Source organism: Skermanella sp. (assembly GCF_059503625.1).
In genome coordinates this window covers 1-15,970 of sequence record NZ_JCACHA010000623.1, presented here as the reverse complement: position 1 = coordinate 15,970, position 15,970 = coordinate 1, and the positions used below count along the sequence as shown (strand labels likewise).

General features: G+C 65.3%; 20 protein-coding genes and 2 pseudogenes. 15 read left to right on the top strand and 7 right to left on the bottom strand.

The window, feature by feature from the left end; genetic code table 11:
• Window positions 1–272 precede the first annotated feature (272 nt).
• Window positions 273–1,103, bottom strand: coding sequence for a hypothetical protein (locus tag AC5JJ6_RS18010; RefSeq protein WP_496043376.1), 831 nt, complete (start codon window positions 1,101–1,103; stop codon window positions 273–275).
• Between the two features lie 29 nt (window positions 1,104–1,132).
• On the bottom strand, window positions 1,133–1,708 hold the full coding sequence (locus tag AC5JJ6_RS18005) for a RipA family octameric membrane protein (protein WP_496043377.1): 576 nt from the start codon (window positions 1,706–1,708) through the stop codon (window positions 1,133–1,135).
• Between the two features lie 201 nt (window positions 1,709–1,909).
• Here AC5JJ6_RS18005 and AC5JJ6_RS18000 point away from each other — a divergent pair.
• From AC5JJ6_RS18000 to AC5JJ6_RS17980, 5 genes and pseudogenes are all read left to right on the top strand, one after another.
• A pseudogene (locus AC5JJ6_RS18000) lies at window positions 1,910–2,353 on the top strand (transposase); the annotation flags it as partial.
• Between the two features lie 841 nt (window positions 2,354–3,194).
• The gene (locus AC5JJ6_RS17995) at window positions 3,195–4,292 is read left to right on the top strand and encodes a hypothetical protein (RefSeq protein WP_496043375.1); all 1,098 of its coding nucleotides are present in this window, start codon (window positions 3,195–3,197) and stop codon (window positions 4,290–4,292) included.
• A complete protein-coding gene (locus tag AC5JJ6_RS17990) occupies window positions 4,282–6,123 on the top strand; it encodes a S8 family serine peptidase (protein WP_496043374.1) in 1,842 nt (613 codons plus the stop codon). The genes AC5JJ6_RS17995 and AC5JJ6_RS17990 overlap by 11 nt, the downstream gene beginning before the upstream one ends.
• The gene (locus tag AC5JJ6_RS17985) at window positions 6,120–6,539 is read left to right on the top strand and encodes a hypothetical protein (RefSeq protein WP_496043373.1); all 420 of its coding nucleotides are present in this window, start codon (window positions 6,120–6,122) and stop codon (window positions 6,537–6,539) included. Before AC5JJ6_RS17990 ends, AC5JJ6_RS17985 begins: the two co-directional genes overlap by 4 nt.
• A complete protein-coding gene (locus tag AC5JJ6_RS17980) occupies window positions 6,536–7,240 on the top strand; it encodes a hypothetical protein (protein ID WP_496043372.1) in 705 nt (234 codons plus the stop codon). Before AC5JJ6_RS17985 ends, AC5JJ6_RS17980 begins: the two co-directional genes overlap by 4 nt.
• A gap of 90 nt (window positions 7,241–7,330) precedes the next feature.
• Here the strand turns inward: AC5JJ6_RS17980 and AC5JJ6_RS17975 are convergent, their stop codons facing one another.
• From AC5JJ6_RS17975 to AC5JJ6_RS17965, 3 genes are all read right to left on the bottom strand, one after another.
• Window positions 7,331–7,540 carry a hypothetical protein gene (locus AC5JJ6_RS17975; protein WP_496043371.1) on the bottom strand — a complete coding sequence of 70 codons (210 nt, stop codon included), beginning with the start codon at window positions 7,538–7,540 and terminating at the stop codon, window positions 7,331–7,333.
• An 84-nt stretch (window positions 7,541–7,624) separates the two neighbouring features.
• The gene (locus tag AC5JJ6_RS17970; protein ID WP_496043370.1) at window positions 7,625–7,777 is read right to left on the bottom strand and encodes a hypothetical protein; all 153 of its coding nucleotides are present in this window, start codon (window positions 7,775–7,777) and stop codon (window positions 7,625–7,627) included.
• Between the two features lie 75 nt (window positions 7,778–7,852).
• Entirely contained in the window at window positions 7,853–8,320 is a 468-nt protein-coding gene (locus tag AC5JJ6_RS17965) for a hypothetical protein (protein ID WP_496043369.1), read from the bottom strand.
• Between the two features lie 491 nt (window positions 8,321–8,811).
• Between AC5JJ6_RS17965 and AC5JJ6_RS17960 the strand changes: the two genes are divergently transcribed.
• Both AC5JJ6_RS17960 and AC5JJ6_RS17955 read left to right on the top strand, forming a co-directional pair.
• Window positions 8,812–9,066, top strand: coding sequence for a hypothetical protein (locus AC5JJ6_RS17960; protein WP_496043368.1), 255 nt, complete (start codon window positions 8,812–8,814; stop codon window positions 9,064–9,066).
• Between the two features lie 66 nt (window positions 9,067–9,132).
• Entirely contained in the window at window positions 9,133–9,882 is a 750-nt protein-coding gene (locus AC5JJ6_RS17955; RefSeq protein ID WP_496043367.1) for an SGNH/GDSL hydrolase family protein, read from the top strand.
• Window positions 9,883–9,935: 53 nt separating this feature from the next.
• Here AC5JJ6_RS17955 and AC5JJ6_RS17950 read toward each other — a convergent pair whose 3' ends face one another.
• Window positions 9,936–10,847 carry a thioesterase family protein gene (locus tag AC5JJ6_RS17950; protein WP_496043366.1) on the bottom strand — a complete coding sequence of 304 codons (912 nt, stop codon included), beginning with the start codon at window positions 10,845–10,847 and terminating at the stop codon, window positions 9,936–9,938.
• 149 nt (window positions 10,848–10,996) lie between these two features.
• Between AC5JJ6_RS17950 and AC5JJ6_RS17945 the strand changes: the two genes are divergently transcribed.
• From AC5JJ6_RS17945 to AC5JJ6_RS17910, 8 genes and pseudogenes are all read left to right on the top strand, one after another.
• Window positions 10,997–11,458, top strand: coding sequence for a hypothetical protein (locus AC5JJ6_RS17945; RefSeq protein ID WP_496043365.1), 462 nt, complete (start codon window positions 10,997–10,999; stop codon window positions 11,456–11,458).
• A 72-nt stretch (window positions 11,459–11,530) separates the two neighbouring features.
• Window positions 11,531–11,869 (top strand): annotated as a pseudogene (locus AC5JJ6_RS17940) (dioxygenase family protein); the annotation flags it as partial.
• Window positions 11,836–12,078, top strand: coding sequence for a hypothetical protein (locus tag AC5JJ6_RS17935; RefSeq protein ID WP_496043364.1), 243 nt, complete (start codon window positions 11,836–11,838; stop codon window positions 12,076–12,078). The pseudogene AC5JJ6_RS17940 and the gene AC5JJ6_RS17935, both read left to right, overlap by 34 nt.
• Complete coding sequence (locus AC5JJ6_RS17930; RefSeq protein WP_496043363.1) at window positions 12,066–12,491, top strand: DUF1643 domain-containing protein; 426 nt, start codon at window positions 12,066–12,068, stop codon at window positions 12,489–12,491. The genes AC5JJ6_RS17935 and AC5JJ6_RS17930 overlap by 13 nt, the downstream gene beginning before the upstream one ends.
• A gap of 121 nt (window positions 12,492–12,612) precedes the next feature.
• Complete coding sequence (locus tag AC5JJ6_RS17925) at window positions 12,613–13,344, top strand: HNH endonuclease signature motif containing protein (RefSeq protein ID WP_496043362.1); 732 nt, start codon at window positions 12,613–12,615, stop codon at window positions 13,342–13,344.
• A 50-nt stretch (window positions 13,345–13,394) separates the two neighbouring features.
• Window positions 13,395–13,949, top strand: coding sequence for a hypothetical protein (locus AC5JJ6_RS17920; RefSeq protein ID WP_496043361.1), 555 nt, complete (start codon window positions 13,395–13,397; stop codon window positions 13,947–13,949).
• Window positions 13,939–14,928, top strand: coding sequence for a hypothetical protein (locus tag AC5JJ6_RS17915; protein WP_496043360.1), 990 nt, complete (start codon window positions 13,939–13,941; stop codon window positions 14,926–14,928). The genes AC5JJ6_RS17920 and AC5JJ6_RS17915 overlap by 11 nt, the downstream gene beginning before the upstream one ends.
• Window positions 14,929–15,214: 286 nt before the next feature.
• Window positions 15,215–15,445: a hypothetical protein gene (locus AC5JJ6_RS17910; RefSeq protein ID WP_496043359.1), complete on the top strand. Its 231-nt coding sequence runs from the start codon at window positions 15,215–15,217 to the stop codon at window positions 15,443–15,445.
• A 93-nt stretch (window positions 15,446–15,538) separates the two neighbouring features.
• On the opposite strand, the gene AC5JJ6_RS17905 is transcribed toward AC5JJ6_RS17910, so the two are convergent.
• On the bottom strand, window positions 15,539–15,970 hold a 432-nt coding region (locus AC5JJ6_RS17905), incomplete at its 5' end, for an SEC-C metal-binding domain-containing protein (protein WP_496043358.1).

The window sequence follows — 15,970 nt, the reverse complement described above, 5'->3', positions numbered from 1 at the left end:
CTGACAGACTTCGAATGGGCGCGACAGGTCAATCCATAAGCAGCTTGGTATGAGACGCAGCACACACAGTGAGGGGCGGCAGCTGAGCCCCTGTACGACCCGCACAGGGGCGGGGAGGGGTATGCTGCGCTCGGTCAGCCCAGCATATGGCGATGCAGAGCTGTCGGAGATCTGGACGCCTCAACGCGTCGAGCCACCATTTCTCAGTTGGGAGATCGCGAGTGTGAATCCTTGAAGAAAAAGAGGTATAACCGCGCTGCGCTAGGTTTGTGCTAAACACCGTCGTCGATTATAAAGAGCACCGCCGTCGCGTCATCCTTAGGCTTCAAACGCGGAGCATTCGTGCATTCGGGATCTCTGTCCTCGAGCGCACGCAGTTCAGCCAGCATCCCGACGAGATCGCGGCGCCGAAGCGCCTCCCGGAGCAATGAGGCGTCGTCATAGACGCCGAAGGTGTCCACTAAACGGTAAAAGCCATCGGATACAAGCAGGCCAGTGACCGGTGCGGCGCCCGACATATCGAGCGCCCCGACCTCCATATGCGCGACGGCACGCGGATCGATCCCAAGCGCCCAGTATCCGCCCTCGGTGTTAAGCAGGCTCCGGTTCGCTTGCAGAAGCGGATCGACGGCGGCCCGGAGATCGCTATACTTTTCGAACAGGCTAGGGGTACGCCGACGCATCGCGCTCATTACTCCAAGCACCGCGCTGTCGAGATCGTTGAGCAGCGAATCGCCGGTCGAGAACACCCGGCCGCCAGGGAGTGCGATAATGACGCGGCAGTCGCCGAGTCGGGCGTACTCGAGCTGACCATCCCGCAGCCGCACATAGACCATGCCTGCGGACGGCAGTTCGAAAGGCTTTGGGCACGAGCACCGCTTCCCAGCATTGAACTCAGCGCGGACCTCCACGATCAGCCTCTTGAAAACGTCTTCGATACTGTCTCGCGCCTGTGCTGCGGAAAGGCGCGAGCTATAAGCAGCGGCAAGCCATTGCGCATCGGAGTGTCCCTCCGGCATGAGCCGGCGCTTGCCGAGTCCGGTTGCACCATCAATTACCCATGCCGAGTAGATGCCCTGTCCCAGGGCATCCTCGTTCCTCACCGGGGCGGTCCCGGCATCGCTAACTGTTGCTACAACTCTAAACAATATATACCCTTTCCACAGAAAAAATGCATCACCAGCTGGGCGCAAGTAAATACATACAGGACGAAAAAAAGTGCAATAAGTATATAAGAATGCCGGCGCGCGGTCCCGGTCCTCCGTTGCCCAGCGCGCTCTTGCTTCCGCAAATTCTGGCATTCGTGTATGCTTTCACATTGCGGTTTGCCTTCGGGCTCACCCATTCGGAACCTTTTGGTAGCGCACGTTATAGGCGCACAGACCTTCCCCCTACTGTCCTTTCCATAGACTGCTGCCTCTGTCCTTTCTGCCCATTCTCGCCAGTGGTCATGATAGTCAAAGCCACGAGCCATCATCTTCCACCAGATACCACAGAAAATCATTCCAAGTAATGGAAGCGAAAATGCTAAAAGGATTAGATTATGTTTCTCTGCGGCCTGAGCAACGACCTGAGCGCCCGCAACAATTAGTGCGTTCACTGCCACCATGATGTTGAATCTGGACCAAACCAAGGAGTTCTCGTTCATGTAGAGGTCGGCGGCGACCTGGTAAGCGATCTCTTGCGCCTTTTCCGAATCCGCTGACATAGCTTGACCCCCAGTGAGTCTGCTCGCATCCGAAGACTTGAAAGCTGCCGTGTCAACCAGCCAGATCAACACCAATTAACCGTTCTTATTGACCACGGGTCTGCGGAGAGGCTGGCGGGCGTGGCGTAAGTTGCTGATGGCGTTTACGAACTTGGGTGTCGAGACCAACCCGCTGCACCGTCAGGCCGCACCACACCCACCATGGATGACAATACGATCGAGCCCTTTGGCTTTCCAGCGATCGGCCGCAAGAAGGTGGCCGCCGCCTTCGATGACGGTCGGCTGACCTCGGATGGCGGCGTGCTGCTGCTGGCCGCGGCCGAGCGCCAGCTCGGTCTCTGCGACCGGCTGGCGGCGCTGATCTCCGACCCACGCGACCCGTCGCGGGTGGTCCATCCGTTGGCCGACATCCTGCGGGCGCGGATCCTGGCGATCGCCTGTGGCTACGAGGATGCCGACGACCTCGACCACCTGCGTCGGGATCCCGGCGTCAAGCTGGCCTGCGGTCGCTTGCCCGACACGGGCCGGGACCTCTGCTCGCAGCCGACCATGTCGCGTTGGGAGAACGCCCCCAGCCTGCGCGAGGTGATCCGGCTGATGCAGGCCATGGTGGATCTCTACTGCGCCAGCTACCCCCGGCCGCCCGAATGCCGGCCATCGCTGGCCCGCCCCGCTGCGATGGTCGGACCCGGTCGTCAAGCGGCTTTCGTCGCGCTTGCACGTCGCTTGAACGCCTTGCTGCGCTCCTGCGCCGCTGCCGCCAGCTGCGCGTCCAGCTCCCCAGCGCGCACCGCGGTAAGGAGTGTGTCGATGACGCCGGGCAGAGCGTCGAGCGTGCCAACGTCAACGCTGACGCTGCCCGCTGTCTTATCGAGCGGCAGAGGCTTGGCGCCGTACCGGATCATGAAGTGAACTACGCCGGCCGCATCCTCGAACCAGTCGCGCCGCACATGCACCGGCTGCATCACCCGCACGCGCTCGCCGGCCTCGTTCGTCTTGTAGACAGGGCGCGTCGCCTCGAGCGCCTTCCCTTCCTTGTAGGCCGCTAGCAGCTGCCGCTGACGCTCCAGATGGGCAATAGTCTTCGCCCTAGCCCGACCCTTAACGTCAGTTGCGCCAGCCCCAGGGGCCGCCTTGCCCAGCTTCAACGTCTTCAGTACCGACATCGGTGGCTCCTGTTCTGCTTCCGTGCTGATCGCTCTACAGCCGTCCTACAGCCGCCGGCGCGGATGTTGAGCGGGCGATCGGTACCGGTCGAGCAGACCGTGGGCTGGATAACCGCGTCCAGATCTCACCTGACGCCACAAGTTCCGCCGCGACAGCGACCAACGATAGTTCAACCCGAAGCGTGCACCGTCACGCTGCGGATTTCACTCGACGAACGGTGGGATCACCAATACGGTGATTATCTCGCGGCCGGGCGGCCGGCCATCTGGCGACTGTAGGCCGATTTCCGATCCGTTCACGCAACAGGAGGAAGGAGGGCATGGTTGCGAGGGAGCTCGTTCCTCACGAAGTCGGCTGCGGTTGCGCACCGCGCGCCACGTCCCCGGGTTTGGCGAGGCTCGTAAGCTACTCTCTCGTTTGCGACGAGGCTCGCCGCTATGAGCACGAGCGTCAGTTCGAGATCAGCCTCTCGTCGCTGCGGGCATCGAACCCGAGCATTCCGGTCGTCCTCTTCATCTATGGTCCGCTGGCGCCCGAGATCGCCGAGTTGTGCAGCCGTTTCGGCGTCATGGTGCACTATCAGGGCCCGTATCGCGAGCGGCTGTCGGCGCTTCTCCCGCATGGCGGCGAAGCCATGGTGCGTTACCCGTTGCTCCATAAGGGCCTCAATTTCGCCGAGCTGGCCGCGGCGGGTGCGCAACAGGTGCTGTGCTGCGATCTCGATACGATCTTCTTTTCCGATGTCGAGTTGATCTTTGAGCGATACGCGGGTCCGGACGTGGTCGCGCGCGAAGAGGTTTACAGCAGTCGCAGTCTGCACGGAGCCGACCGCAACTTCATTGACGAGGCCTTGCTCGAGCAAGTGGCCGGCCACCTCGGGCGCTCCGTCGTGCCGCCCACCAACCTCGGCGTCGTGCTCTACAACCATGGTGTCGTCGCCCGCCTTGCCGCCATCATGCCGACCTTTCTCGACGACGCGTGGCGCCTCATGACGGGCCTGACGATGCCCGGATTTCCGAATGTCGATGTGGCCGGCGGCGCCTCGTTTGCCTGGATGGTCGACGTGAGGCGACACACATCCGACAGCGCCCGGCAGCGAGCCCTGCCCTTCCCCTCGAACAATGGTTGGATTGTCGATGAAATCGCCTGGTGGCTGGCGCTGGGCTCCGTACCCGGGCTGACGTACGCCGACTTCTCGACGCAAGACGTCGCGCAGAATGGCGAAATGCTTTCCACGCCATGCCATCAAGCGCCGTGGGCACTGTGCCACTACTACTCGCACAATCTCGAGCGCGTTCTCGAGTGGCTCGCGCGCCATCCCTCGTCTGCAACACGCGCTCTCGGGCACCCGACTCCTCACGGCCTTAGGGTCCAGCCCGCGGCCAACCTCGAGATGGGAGAGGCACATGGTTACTAAAAAGAGGCGCGGCACGGCATCAGCCACGGGCACGCCCGTAGCGGAGACATCACCAGCCAAAGATCGGGCTGCAAGCAAGGGGGCCGCGGGCTGGCCGGACAGGATCTTCGCCATCGCGTCACCACATTCCCTGGGCGGCATGTCGATGTTCACGCCTGGGCTAGCAATCGATGCGTCCAACGTCGAGGCCTTCACGTCGGACGAAGACCTCGTGAGGCGGTCGATCACCAGGCTGCAGGACGCAGGCTTCGAGGTGCTCCAGGCGACCAGACGCTCGATCAACATCGCGGGCTCGCGCGAGACGTTCGAACGCGCGTTCTCGACGCAGCTGGTGTCGGTCGAACGCGAAGCGATCAGGAGCGGCGGTGAGGCTGGGACTACGACCTGCATCGACGTCCCTGACACGCCTCTCTTCGGCCTTGTCGATACGGCCGGCTCGTCCCTTGCCGACTTGCTCGAAGGGGTCGCAATCGAACAGCCCTACGCGTTGCAGGCACCGGCGGCGTTTCCGCCTCCGGTGCGCTACTGGCACCTCGACGTGCCAGCCGACGTCTCCCTCGGCTGCAACGCCGACCGTGCCCACCGCTCCGGGGTCACCGGCCTCGGCATCCGTATCGCGATGATCGACACCGGGCAGGCAGTGCACCCCTTCTTCACCGACCGCGGCTACCGTGTACAGCCGACGGTGCTCGGCCCCGGGACCGTCGATGGCCATATCGATTCCGTCGGTCATGGCACGGGCGAATCAGCCAACATTTTCGCGACAGCGCCGGACATCACGCTGCTGCCGGTCAAGTGCGCAAACGCCTCGGGCAGCCTTGTCAACACGACCGCGGCCTTCGCGGCGGCGGCGGCCCTCAATCCGACGGTTATCTCGTGCAGCTGGTCGCGCAACATCCAGAACGGCCCGCTGGACGCGGCGGCCAACGCGCTGGCGGCCGAGGTTGCCAGCGCCGTCAACGCCGGCATCATCGTGTGCTTCTCGGCGAGCAACGGCGGGTGGGGCTTTCCGGCGCAGATGCCCGAGGTCATCGCGGTCGGCGGCGTGTTCATGGACCGCGATGGATCGATGCGCGCCTCTGACTACGCCAGCGGCTTCATGTCGAACGTGTACGCGAGCCGCCGCGTGCCCGACGTGAGCGGGCTTGTCGGCATGCGTCCCAAGGCGATCTACATCATGCTGCCGCTGTCCGCGGGCGCGTCTATCGAGGTCGGCAATGCCGGCGGCGCACACCCCAATGGGGACGAGACGGCCAACAACGACGGTTGGGCCGGCTTCTCGGGCACCTCTGCATCGTGCCCTCAGGTTGCCGGCGTGTGTGCGCTCATCAAGCAGGCCTGTCCGCGGCTGACGCCGGCGCAGGTGAAGGACATCCTGATGCGCACCGCGCGCGACGTGACGGTCGGATCGAGCTCGCCCCTCCCCGGACTGCCCGCCGGCAGCCCGGCCGGCGTCGGCGCTGACGACGCCACCGGTGCCGGCATGGTCGATGCGCATCGGGCCGTGCTCCTGGCCAAGCTGCGTTGCACGCTGCCGCCGCTGGCGCCCGTTGTTCCGACGCTCCCATTCGTGTCGCCTCAAGTACCGGTGACGCCGCTGATCCCGTTCCTCCCACCACGTGTGCCGTTGACCCCGGTAGTGCCGTTCCTGCCGCCGCGCCTGCCAGTGACCCCTCTGGTGCCGTTCCTGCCGCCGCTTGGTCCGGGTCCAGGCCCAGGGCCCGGACCGGGGCCGGGCCCGCTGCCGCAAGGCGGAGGCATGCCCATAACGCCTGAAGACGTCGAGGCCATCGAGCAGATGCTGCTAGACTCGAACGATCCGCCGCTATGACGGGCGAGGCGCCGCTGGTGGTGGCACGGGCGCTTCTCCGTTCGGCGCGTGGCGAACGGCCAGGCATCGATGTGCCGATTTCGGCTGAGAACGTGGCGCGGCTTGCACCCGCGCCACAGGCTGTCGAGGCAGTCGCCAACGACTTCCTGCGCGCCGGTTTCGACATCCTCGGCAAGCCCGGGGTCACGATCGGGATCTCGGGCCCGAAAGAACTCTTCGAGCGCTACTTCGGCATCGAGTTGGTGCTGCTTACAGACCAGACTTACAGCGTCCGGAGCTCGCAGCGATCGGGACGATCAATAGATCCCACAGAGATCCCCCTGGAGAGCCTGCCGCAGCGCAGCCGACAGTTGATCTCACAGATCGCGTTGGAAGTGGCGGTTTCGATTGACCATCAGCCCAGAGCCAATCCGTGAGCGTCGAGCAAGCAACAGTCAAAAGCCGACGAGTGATCGCTGCGTCGGGAACGGAACATAGCGCTGCGGTGGCTTCGCACGTGCCTTGGCTGCTGCAAGGCCCGCTGTTCCGCGCGGGAGGAGTCGCCGTGGTTGACGGCATCACGGATCACCAGACGATGGCCGCGTTGTCCGTCGAGGCACAGGCGCAGTACGCCGTCGCTGACAGGCAGGTCTGCGACGCCGTTACAAGCGACAACTGCGACTGGCGCGGCGGCGTGCCGCCCCGACAACTCTCGACCGCCTCGGGTGGCCCAGCCCAGGACGCGCTATACCGCTCGGCCTCCTTGCTGGAGTTCCTGGGCCGTGTGTGTGGTGGGTCTGTCCGGCCAAGCGGCTCGCGCGGCAGCTACAGCTACTACGTCTCGCGCGACGATTACCTCGGCCTGCACCTGGACATCGTCACCTGCGACGTCACCGTAATCAGCGTGCTCGCCGACTCGTCACCCGACCACGGCGGCGCGCTCGTCGTGCAGCGCGGCAACGTCGGCGTGCCGCTGTCGGTGCTACGGCGGTCGCCGCAAGCCGGAGAGGAGGTCGTCAAAGCGGCGGCGGGATCGACGATCATTCTGCTAGGCGGGCTCGTCCCGCACCGCGTGCTGCCTTTGAACACAGGGCAGCGTGTCATCTCTGCGCTGTGCTTCGAGGCGGCTGTCGGCTGAAGCGCCCGCCTCTGGCTGCCGTGGATAGCGCACGGTGTTTTGTCCAACCGGGTGAACAATGCCTGCGTCGCGTTGGCGGGCTTCAGCGCCTCACGGAAAGACCTCCCGGATGGCACGGTCGCCCGGCTTGTAGTCCGCCCGTAGCAGGAATCGGATATCCACCACCTCGACAGACGGGATGTCCCCGGCCCGAAGTAGCTGCCAGCCGGCACGGTGCCGCGAGGTGCTCTCGCCGGCAAGCTGGTAGCAGCGCAGAAGCTCCCGTCCGGCGCCGTCCCGGCCGTAAACGTGCTGCTCCACGATGCAGATGCCCGCCGAGTAGGCCAGCTTCAGGAGCCGGCGATGCTCTATTGCCGAAGCGATCAGGCGTCCGTCCGAATCCCTTCACCACTTCTGTGGCCGGTCGAGCGTCAGCACGCAGCCGCGCCCGTACTGTGCTTCCAGCATCGCTCGCGCCTTGCCACTGTCACCGGACTGGATGGTCACGCGCTGCGCCAGCCCGTTCGGCAAGCGTACGACTGCCACAAACACGTCCATGCGATTGTCTCCTTGCTAGCAATCAAGGCAGCCGACCATTGCTGGCCGGCCCCGTTGCGAGAGGGGAGCTGGTCGTCAGGCCGCCTTCGTCGCGCCACTTCGGCGCTTGAACGCCTTGCTGCGCTCCTGCGCCGCCGTGGCGAGCTGCTGGTCGAGCTCTCCGGCCCGCACCGCCGCCAGCAGAGCGTCAATCACGCCAGGCAGCACACTCAGATCACCCACCTCGACAGAGACATTGCCAGCGCGGTCGAGCGGCAGAGGCTTCGAACCGTACCGGATGGCGAAGTGGACCGTGCCAGCGGTGTCTTCGAACCAGTCGCGCCGGACATGCACCGGCTGCATCACCCGCACGCGCTCGCCGGCCTCATTGGTCTTGTAGACCGGCCGCGTCGCGTCGAGCGCCTTGCCGTCCGGATGCGCGGCGAGCAACTGCTTTTGCTGCTCCAAGTGTGCGATCACCTTGGCGCGGGCACGGCCCTTGGCGTCGGCGGGGGCAGCGATGGGCGCAGCCTTGCCCAGCTTGAGGGTCTTGAGCACGGACATTCCGGGGCTCCTGTTCTGCTTCCGTGCCAATCGCTCTACATCCGTCGTCCAAAAGGCCAACCGAAAAGGCGGGACCGCGCTCACCTTTTCTTCCGACCGCCCGCTGCGCCGGGATCGCTACCCAGCAGCACGCTGGGTCCAGCGTTACACCCGCCCTCCGATGTCCCCGCAGGGGATCACCGGGCACGAGGGCTACGCGAGTGCGCTGAACGGCACTGCACCCTGCACGGCCCGCACAGGGGCGCTCTGGGGCATGCCCCATACGGGCCCTGCCAAGCCCGTGTAGGGGTGCAGCGCGTGCGGGTAGCGCGCGTGGTAGCCGGATGAGCGCCGGCTGCCCTTTGCGGCCCGTGCAGGGTAGTCCGGGACGGCAGCTGCTGGCTGCTCCGGCATGGTCCGGTGGCTCCAGGGATCGGTTGCCCTCGCGGGCAACGATGTTAAAGCGGACGCCACCGGGTGCGCCATGCGCCCAGAGGCAAGCGGAGCGCGGGGTGATCACCAGCATCGCTGACAGTCGCCGCGAGAAAGGCAGGTGGCGGCGGGTCTGGGGCGTCGTGGAGCCGACGGCCGCGGACTGCTGCGCCGATGGCGCACCCTGGGATGCGGAGGTCGCCTGCGGCGGGTTCGGGCCCGCGCCGCTGCCGGAGGTGCTGGCTTGGGCTGGCGGTTACACCGGCCACGTCAGCCTTTACCTCTACGACCATGAGCCATTCGAAGGCACCGACGTTGAGGAGGGCGGCCAGTAACGAGGAAAAGGTTGGCTGCGAGGCCCACCTGACACGCGGCAGATAGGACACACGCAGGGGTAGGACATGCGTCCGGGACCAGTGATCGCAGCCCTGGAGAGCGGCGCCACGTTCTCGTCTTGGCCGCGGTCGATGCGGTTGGCGCTTTCATCCCGGTATCCAACAGGAGCAAGCATGGGACATATATTCCTGCTCGGGGACTCGGTGTTCGACAACGGCGCCTATGTCAGGCCCAGCGAGCCGGACGTCGTCCGGCAACTGCGAGAGCGCCTGTCCGCCGGCTGGCGCGCAACGCTGGCCGCTGTGGACGGCGCGGTGACCGGCAGCGTGGTTGGACAGCTCGCACGTCTGCCACCCGACACCACGCACCTGGTCGTCAGCGTCGGGGGCAACGACGCCCTCCGTCGGCAGGATGTCCTTGATCTGCGGGTGCGGTCGGTGGCGGAGGCCCTGCTCAGGCTCGCCGAGGTGCGCGGTGGGTTCGCGCGCGACTACCGGGCCATGCTCGATGCCGTGCTCGGCCGGGGCTTGCCGGCCGCGGTCTGCACGATCTACGACCCGCGCTTCCCGGACCCAACCCGGCAGCAGGTGGCGGTCGCGGCACTGTCCTTGTTCAACGACATCATCACCCGTGAGGCATTCGGGCGCGGCCTGCCGCTAGTCGACCTGCGCCTGATCTGCAGTGACGACGCGGACTACGCCAATCCGATCGAACCCAGCGCCCGCGGTGGGGCAAAGATCGCCTCGGCCATCGCGGAGCTCGTCCTCGGGCACGACTTCTCCCGGCGCCGCTCCGAGGTCTTCGCCCGAGGGTGAGCGCGGCTTCCTCCCGCAATGAGGCGGCAGGCTGGCTCAGGTCCGCGGTGCCTTCAAACGGAGAGGCCGGGCACGACGAGCTCCTCCATAGCGCGGCGCACTTCCTCTCCCATGCCAATCGCCTTTCGCATCGCCAGATCGAAGGAGACCCCAACGGCCTCGGCCGCAGCGACCGCCGCGCCGCTCTCACCGTCGAAGAGCCAGTGCGCCCAGGTCGTGGTCTTGCTCCCTACGGCCTTGAGGCCGCTGCGGACCGTGAGCAGGTCGCCGGCCCGGACTGGGCGGTGGTAGACCAGACGATATTCGAGCGCCGCGCTGCCGACCTTGCCGCTGGGCTGGCCTTCCCGACGGACGCCGCGCGCCGGTGAGTTCGGCACGCCGTCCCAGATGCGGGCGATAACGCCATCGGCGCGCATCAGGCCGCGCTCGTTGCATTCCGTGGCCTGGACCGCACCCTTGTAGGCCTGGCCCATGCCGAGTTCCGTCGCGCGCTCCAAGGTCAATGGCGCGCGCGGAGGATCGAAGGAAAGGCCGCGCGGCGCAGCGTAGTCCGGCACTGCGCCCGCGAGAGGTGCCGCCGCATCGGCGATGCCGGAGGGCAGGGGGCGAGGGGCCCCGGTTTTCGTATCGGCCAGCGCCGCATCAGTTACGATCGTCGCCGCCACAGCGCCAGCGGTCACGTTCCGGATCTCTTGGTAGAGCCTGAGGGTCTCGCCACGGCGGTGGACGACCCCGCCATGGATTGAGAACGGGGTGCCAGCTGGGAGCTCGCGGACAAAGCGGATGTGCTGGTCGGCCGGGACCAGCCCGGCGCCGTGCTCCCGTGCATATGCGGGGCCCAGGCCGAGTTCGAGCCCGAGCCAATCCATGGCCTCGAGGGCGCGCGAGACGTAGTGTCGGACGTTCATGTGTCCCATCACGTCGCATTCGCCCACCTGTACGCTGCCCATCCCGATCTCGATCACCGCGCCCTCCAATAGCCTTGGCCTGATACCTGCTCTGCCAGCATGCCTGGGCGGAGGCGGCAATACGCCTCGGCTCCGAAGCATGTGGCCGCGCGTTTTGCTCCTGGGCCGGCATTCAACCGTCGCCGGCCCGGCATCGGGGTGAGGACGTGACCACCGTACGGGAAACACGGAACGCATCGCCCTACAGCGCCCGGCAGCTCCTCCGCCTGCCGCGGGCCGAGCTGGACGAACTCTTCGCTGGTGCCAAGGCCGGACCGATGCCGGATGGCGAGTACCGCGGGACGCTCATCCTCCCGCTGGAGGCCGTGCCCATGCGCGGCCTCGCGGCGATGGTTGGGCGCCTAGCGTGGCGCGGTAAGGTCTTCAACGCTGGGACGCGGCGGGTGATCAATCGGGTGCTACCCTTCGGGGTTCGCGCCGTCACGGCCGAGGTCTGCGAGGAGGCGAGCATGCTGGATGGGCGCGAGTGTATCATCCTCGACTACGCGCGGACGTCCCTGGTCGCACGCAGCGTCCGCGACGAGCTGCGGCTGCTCCGGCCCGGCCTCTACCTGGGCCGGGCGTACTGGCATGGGCTTCGGGTCGCTGACTTCGCCCTCGAAGCCTGACCGGCGCGCCCGGCCTCGCGGCGCATAGACACGACGACCATATCCCCCACCACTCAGCCAACGGAGGCCGCCATGCCGCCGCCCATCACGCCGTCCCTATTCGGTCGCCGTCTCGTGGTCTCGGGGCTTGCCGCCACGGCGGTCGGGCCGCTGATCCCGGGCAGGGTGGGGCTGGCCCAGACCACCTCGCTCCTGCCTACCCCACGGCAGGCGGCGGGGCCCTTCTACCCCGTGGACTGGTCGGGCGACGCGGACGCCGACCTGGTGCAGGTGTCGGGTGAGGAGGCGCGGGCGCAGGGCGTGGTGACGCACCTGCACGGCCGCGTGTCGGACGCGCGGGGCGAACCCGTGTCAGGCGCGGTGCTGGATATCTGGCAGTGCGACGCCTTCGGCCGCTACCTGGAGCCGAGAAGGCGCATGAGGCGGCCGATGCCATCGGAGCGGCGCTGCTGCTGCCGGAATTCGGGCCGGATGAGCTGCGTCTGTCCGACTGGCAAGACTGGCGCGAGGTGCATGGGCGGGAGGCGCTGGCCAGCCGGGTGTTCGACGCGGTGCGCGAGGCCCCGCGCGGAGGATGGCAGGATCGGGTCGGCAGCTCGACGCGCGAATGCGCCCGATGACAGAGATGCTCGATCTGTTCCCCACCACAGTCCGCGATCCGGGCCGCCTGGTCCGCCTGAAGCTTCCCGCTGGAGTGACCGGCTCAGCCGTCTTCGGCGGCGAGTTGCAGGAGTATCGATACCAGCTCCGCCGCGTCTGGGGACCGGGCCCGCTGGTCCTCTTCGTGATGATGAACCCCTCGACGGCCGATCCGCTGGTGGACGATCCGACGGTGGCGAAGTGCGGCCGCTTCGCCCGGAAGTGTGGGTATGGCGGGCTCCTGGTCGGCAACACCTTCGCCTACCGGGCAACGGATCAGGCGCGGCTGGCCGAGCTGTGCCCGCCTCATGTCCTGAGGCTGTCCGGGGACGAATGTCCGTGGCATCCGCTCTACCTGCCGGAGCATCTCGAGCCGCAGCGCTGGTCGTTGTAACGCGAGATCCGCACCGCCTGGACGCCGGCATGCGCCACTAGATCGGAGGCGCTACCCCTACGTGCCGGCGCCAGCTATATCGCCCCGTCACGGGACGTTACTGCACTACCCTGGGGCCAAAATGGCGAAGTACACATTCTCGGCTGCGCAGCGGTGGGCAGTTTACAGTGTGCATGGCGCACGCTGCTACCTGTGCAGCAAGCCAATCGACCTGAAATCGATGCAGGTCGACCATATTCTTCCCGAATCCCTGCTGGATGATCCTGCGCGGCTGGGAGAGACGCTGCGCTGCTTCGGTCTGCCCGCCGGGTTCGATTTGAATTCGTATGAAAACTGGATGCCCTCGTGCCCGCCCTGCAATAACCTCAAGCGGGCGACAGTCTTTGCCCCAACTCCGATCATTCAGGTCGTGCTTGGCAAGGCAATGGGCAAGGCAGACGAGGCTCGGCGGGCTGAGGTCGAGACGCTACGAAATCAGGAGCTGGGGAAGGCGCTTGCTGTCGTCGAGCGCGCGACCTCTTCCAACGAGTTCGACTTTGCCGTGCTCAAGCCGCTTGTCATCGCCTTCGCGCGAGCCATGCCTGAGGCGGCGCGCGCCCTCCTCGCTCAGACACGCGACGGCGTCATCGAAATGCTCACCACCATCCCCAGAGCCGAGTTCTTCGTCGCACCGTTTTTCAAGGTGCTCTACACGAACGGAGGCATCCAGTTGGTGCAAACGCCGCGAGGCTTCGGTTTCACGGCAGCAGGGCCAGACGTTCACCACAGTTTCTATTGTGGGCATTGCGGCTCCCCCGGCCCCTGGAATGGCGCACAGTGCCTGTCTTGCGGCTTGCTGGATGATGGTGATTGAGCTGCCTGGCAGGATCTACGATTGGCGGATCCATGGTGTAAGCTCTCCAAATGACCAGCTCCGCCTCCATCAAGGTGAACCGAGCCCCCGTCCTGACCCTCTGGGCCGCCGTGGTGGCTGAGCGTCTCGGGCATCCTCCGGAGACTGCGCTCAGCCTGGGGAAGGCCGTGGCGGGCACCGCAGCGCGGGCCAAGGCCCAGCGGCTCGGCATCGCTGAGGAGAGCGACCAGGCAAAGGAGCGGCACGATGCGTCGCCGGCCAGGAAGCCGGACACAGCCGAGCTGCTCGGCCGGAAGATCCGGCTCACCCACGACAAGGACGGCGTGGTGCTCGCTGACGATGGCAGCGGGAAGCCCGCGCCCGCGAAGCAGGTCGAGGCCTACATCGCTAAAGCGTTCGGCGACCACCTGGCCGAGGTCAGGAAGGCCATGGAGGCGTTGGCCGCGAAGTTCGAGCCAGAGGAGCTGAACCGGGTCGGCTTCCGCCTCTATGAGCATTTTCGGCCGGAGGTGCCGCCTGACGTGAAGGGCTGGGGCGCTAAAGGGCTCCTCGATTTGAAAAAGGTTCGCTCAGCGGGCGAGACGGTGACTAGAGATGGTGGCTAGCAGCCTACTCTATAACTTCGTGGACGTATCCGGCGCTGTAACTCAAGCTCTCCGCACCGGCATTGAACCCCGCTTCGGAGAGTTTGTGCGAATAGCACCGGCACGGAAATGGATCATAGCCGCTGACTTCGCCTTGAGCGATCCAACCCGCTACCAGGATGTGTTCGCCTTTACCGTTTTCCGTTTGCAGGACAGCTTCGATGAACTGTTGGAGAATGTCCGGCGTGTGGCAACAAGGGACCTCAAGACGATTCGGCGGGTGAGCGAACCTATGCTCGCTTATCTCCGGTCCGATGACCGCTTCCACTTCTGCTTCCTTACAGACAAGCGCCGGAGCTCAGTTGGCTCAGCGGCCAATCGGAAAGCAGCTCTTGATGTTTTGAAAAGTGGGATCGACGCGACTATCGACCGACTTGCAAACGCTAGCTCACCAGCCGGGCTCCACACGTTGGAGCGGCTGAAAGAACTGCGTGCGGAAGCTGGTGCCAAAAGCTTTAGGGTGGACCGGCTGAATAATGTCCAGCTTGCTAGTGTATTTGCAGCAGTCGTCACATTCCTGCTGCTCTCGTCCGGCGCCAAAGCCGACGTGATATGGATGCCGGACCGTGGCGAGGTAGCAGATTACTCACTCGACCTCGCTGGCGCGCTCTGGCAGGCGCATGTCGGGTGGCTGTGTCAGGAAAATGGGGTTCGCTTCCCGGATATGCTCAGCGTTGCGGACGCAACTGGCGGACCGTCAAAGAAGAGCGGCTGGTTCGATGAACTTGTCCGCATTCCAGATTATCTTGCTGGCCCGCTATCTAAGCTCGACATCAAAAACAAACGGATTGCCCAACCTGCCGACGCAAACGCCTCCTCGGACAAGCATTTCCAGATCATTGAGGAGGTAATTGCTCCGGCTCGAAACATGTCTATCATCTTGATTGACGCCAACATTTTCAATTTGAGAGCGATTGAGCTTACATTCTCGCCGCTTTGAGTGGCAGGCGGCGTTGCTCAGCTTCTCCTTTCATTCGGTCGGTCCGGTCAACCTACGCAGAAGGTGCCGTTGTAAAACTTCGGATTCCGGGCGTAGGTCTTACGCGAGCCGCGCCAGCGCGAGGCGGTTCTGCTGCGGCTGGAACCTGCCGACCGGATCGAAGCCGACGCGCTGCGTGCTGGCCGCGACATCGTGCTCGGCTAGCGGGTGGGGCAGGCTCAAACAGCGTCAGTCGGAACCGGATGATTGGATACCAGTTCTGGCGGAGTCCTATTCGGAGTGCATCATGGCGAAGCAAGGCAAAGACCCGGCACCGTCCGACGACGACCGGCACGAGAAAGCTAGGGACCTCGGGGAAGCGGCACTCGGCAAGCTAGCAGAGGGACAGGAGGCCGAGGCTGACCAACTGATCGAAAAAGCCAAGAAGCTGGACGAGTCGGCGCTGAAGGAGATTGTTGAGGACCTTGACGAGGACGCCGGCTCGAACCCGGACGCGGCCAAGAAGTCGCAAGGCTGACCGCTGAGCGTGCGCGCTGCAGCTCCTGCATGATGCGAGCGGAGACCTCGTAAACGCCCGCAGCGCGGCGAGGACCGCCCGACGGTCCACCGCTCAGTGCAGACAGCACTTCTTGAACTTCTTGCCGCTCCCGCAAGGGCACGAATCGTTGCGGCCGACTCCGCGGAGTGGGTTCGTTACCGGCTGCGGCATATCCCAGGCCAGGGGGAACGCGGTCCGGCCGGCATGCAGCGCGTTCTCGCGCTTGCGCTCCTCGGAGAAAGCATGCCACTTGGACAGCTCTTCGATCGCATTCTCGAGCGGCGCGATGTGTCGATCCGCGAGAAGGGTGACGATGTCCTCACTGGTCTGGGCCAGCCGCAGGTCGTCGAGGAACTGGCGGTAGTCGGTCACGGTCGGGTCGATGAAACCGCGCTCGAACGCAGCAGCGACGAGCGGCTTGAGCTCCTCCAGCCCTAATAGGGCGATGGACTTCTGCCAGCCGAACCAGGCGAACGACTCTTCCTGAGGCTGCATCTCGGCGTG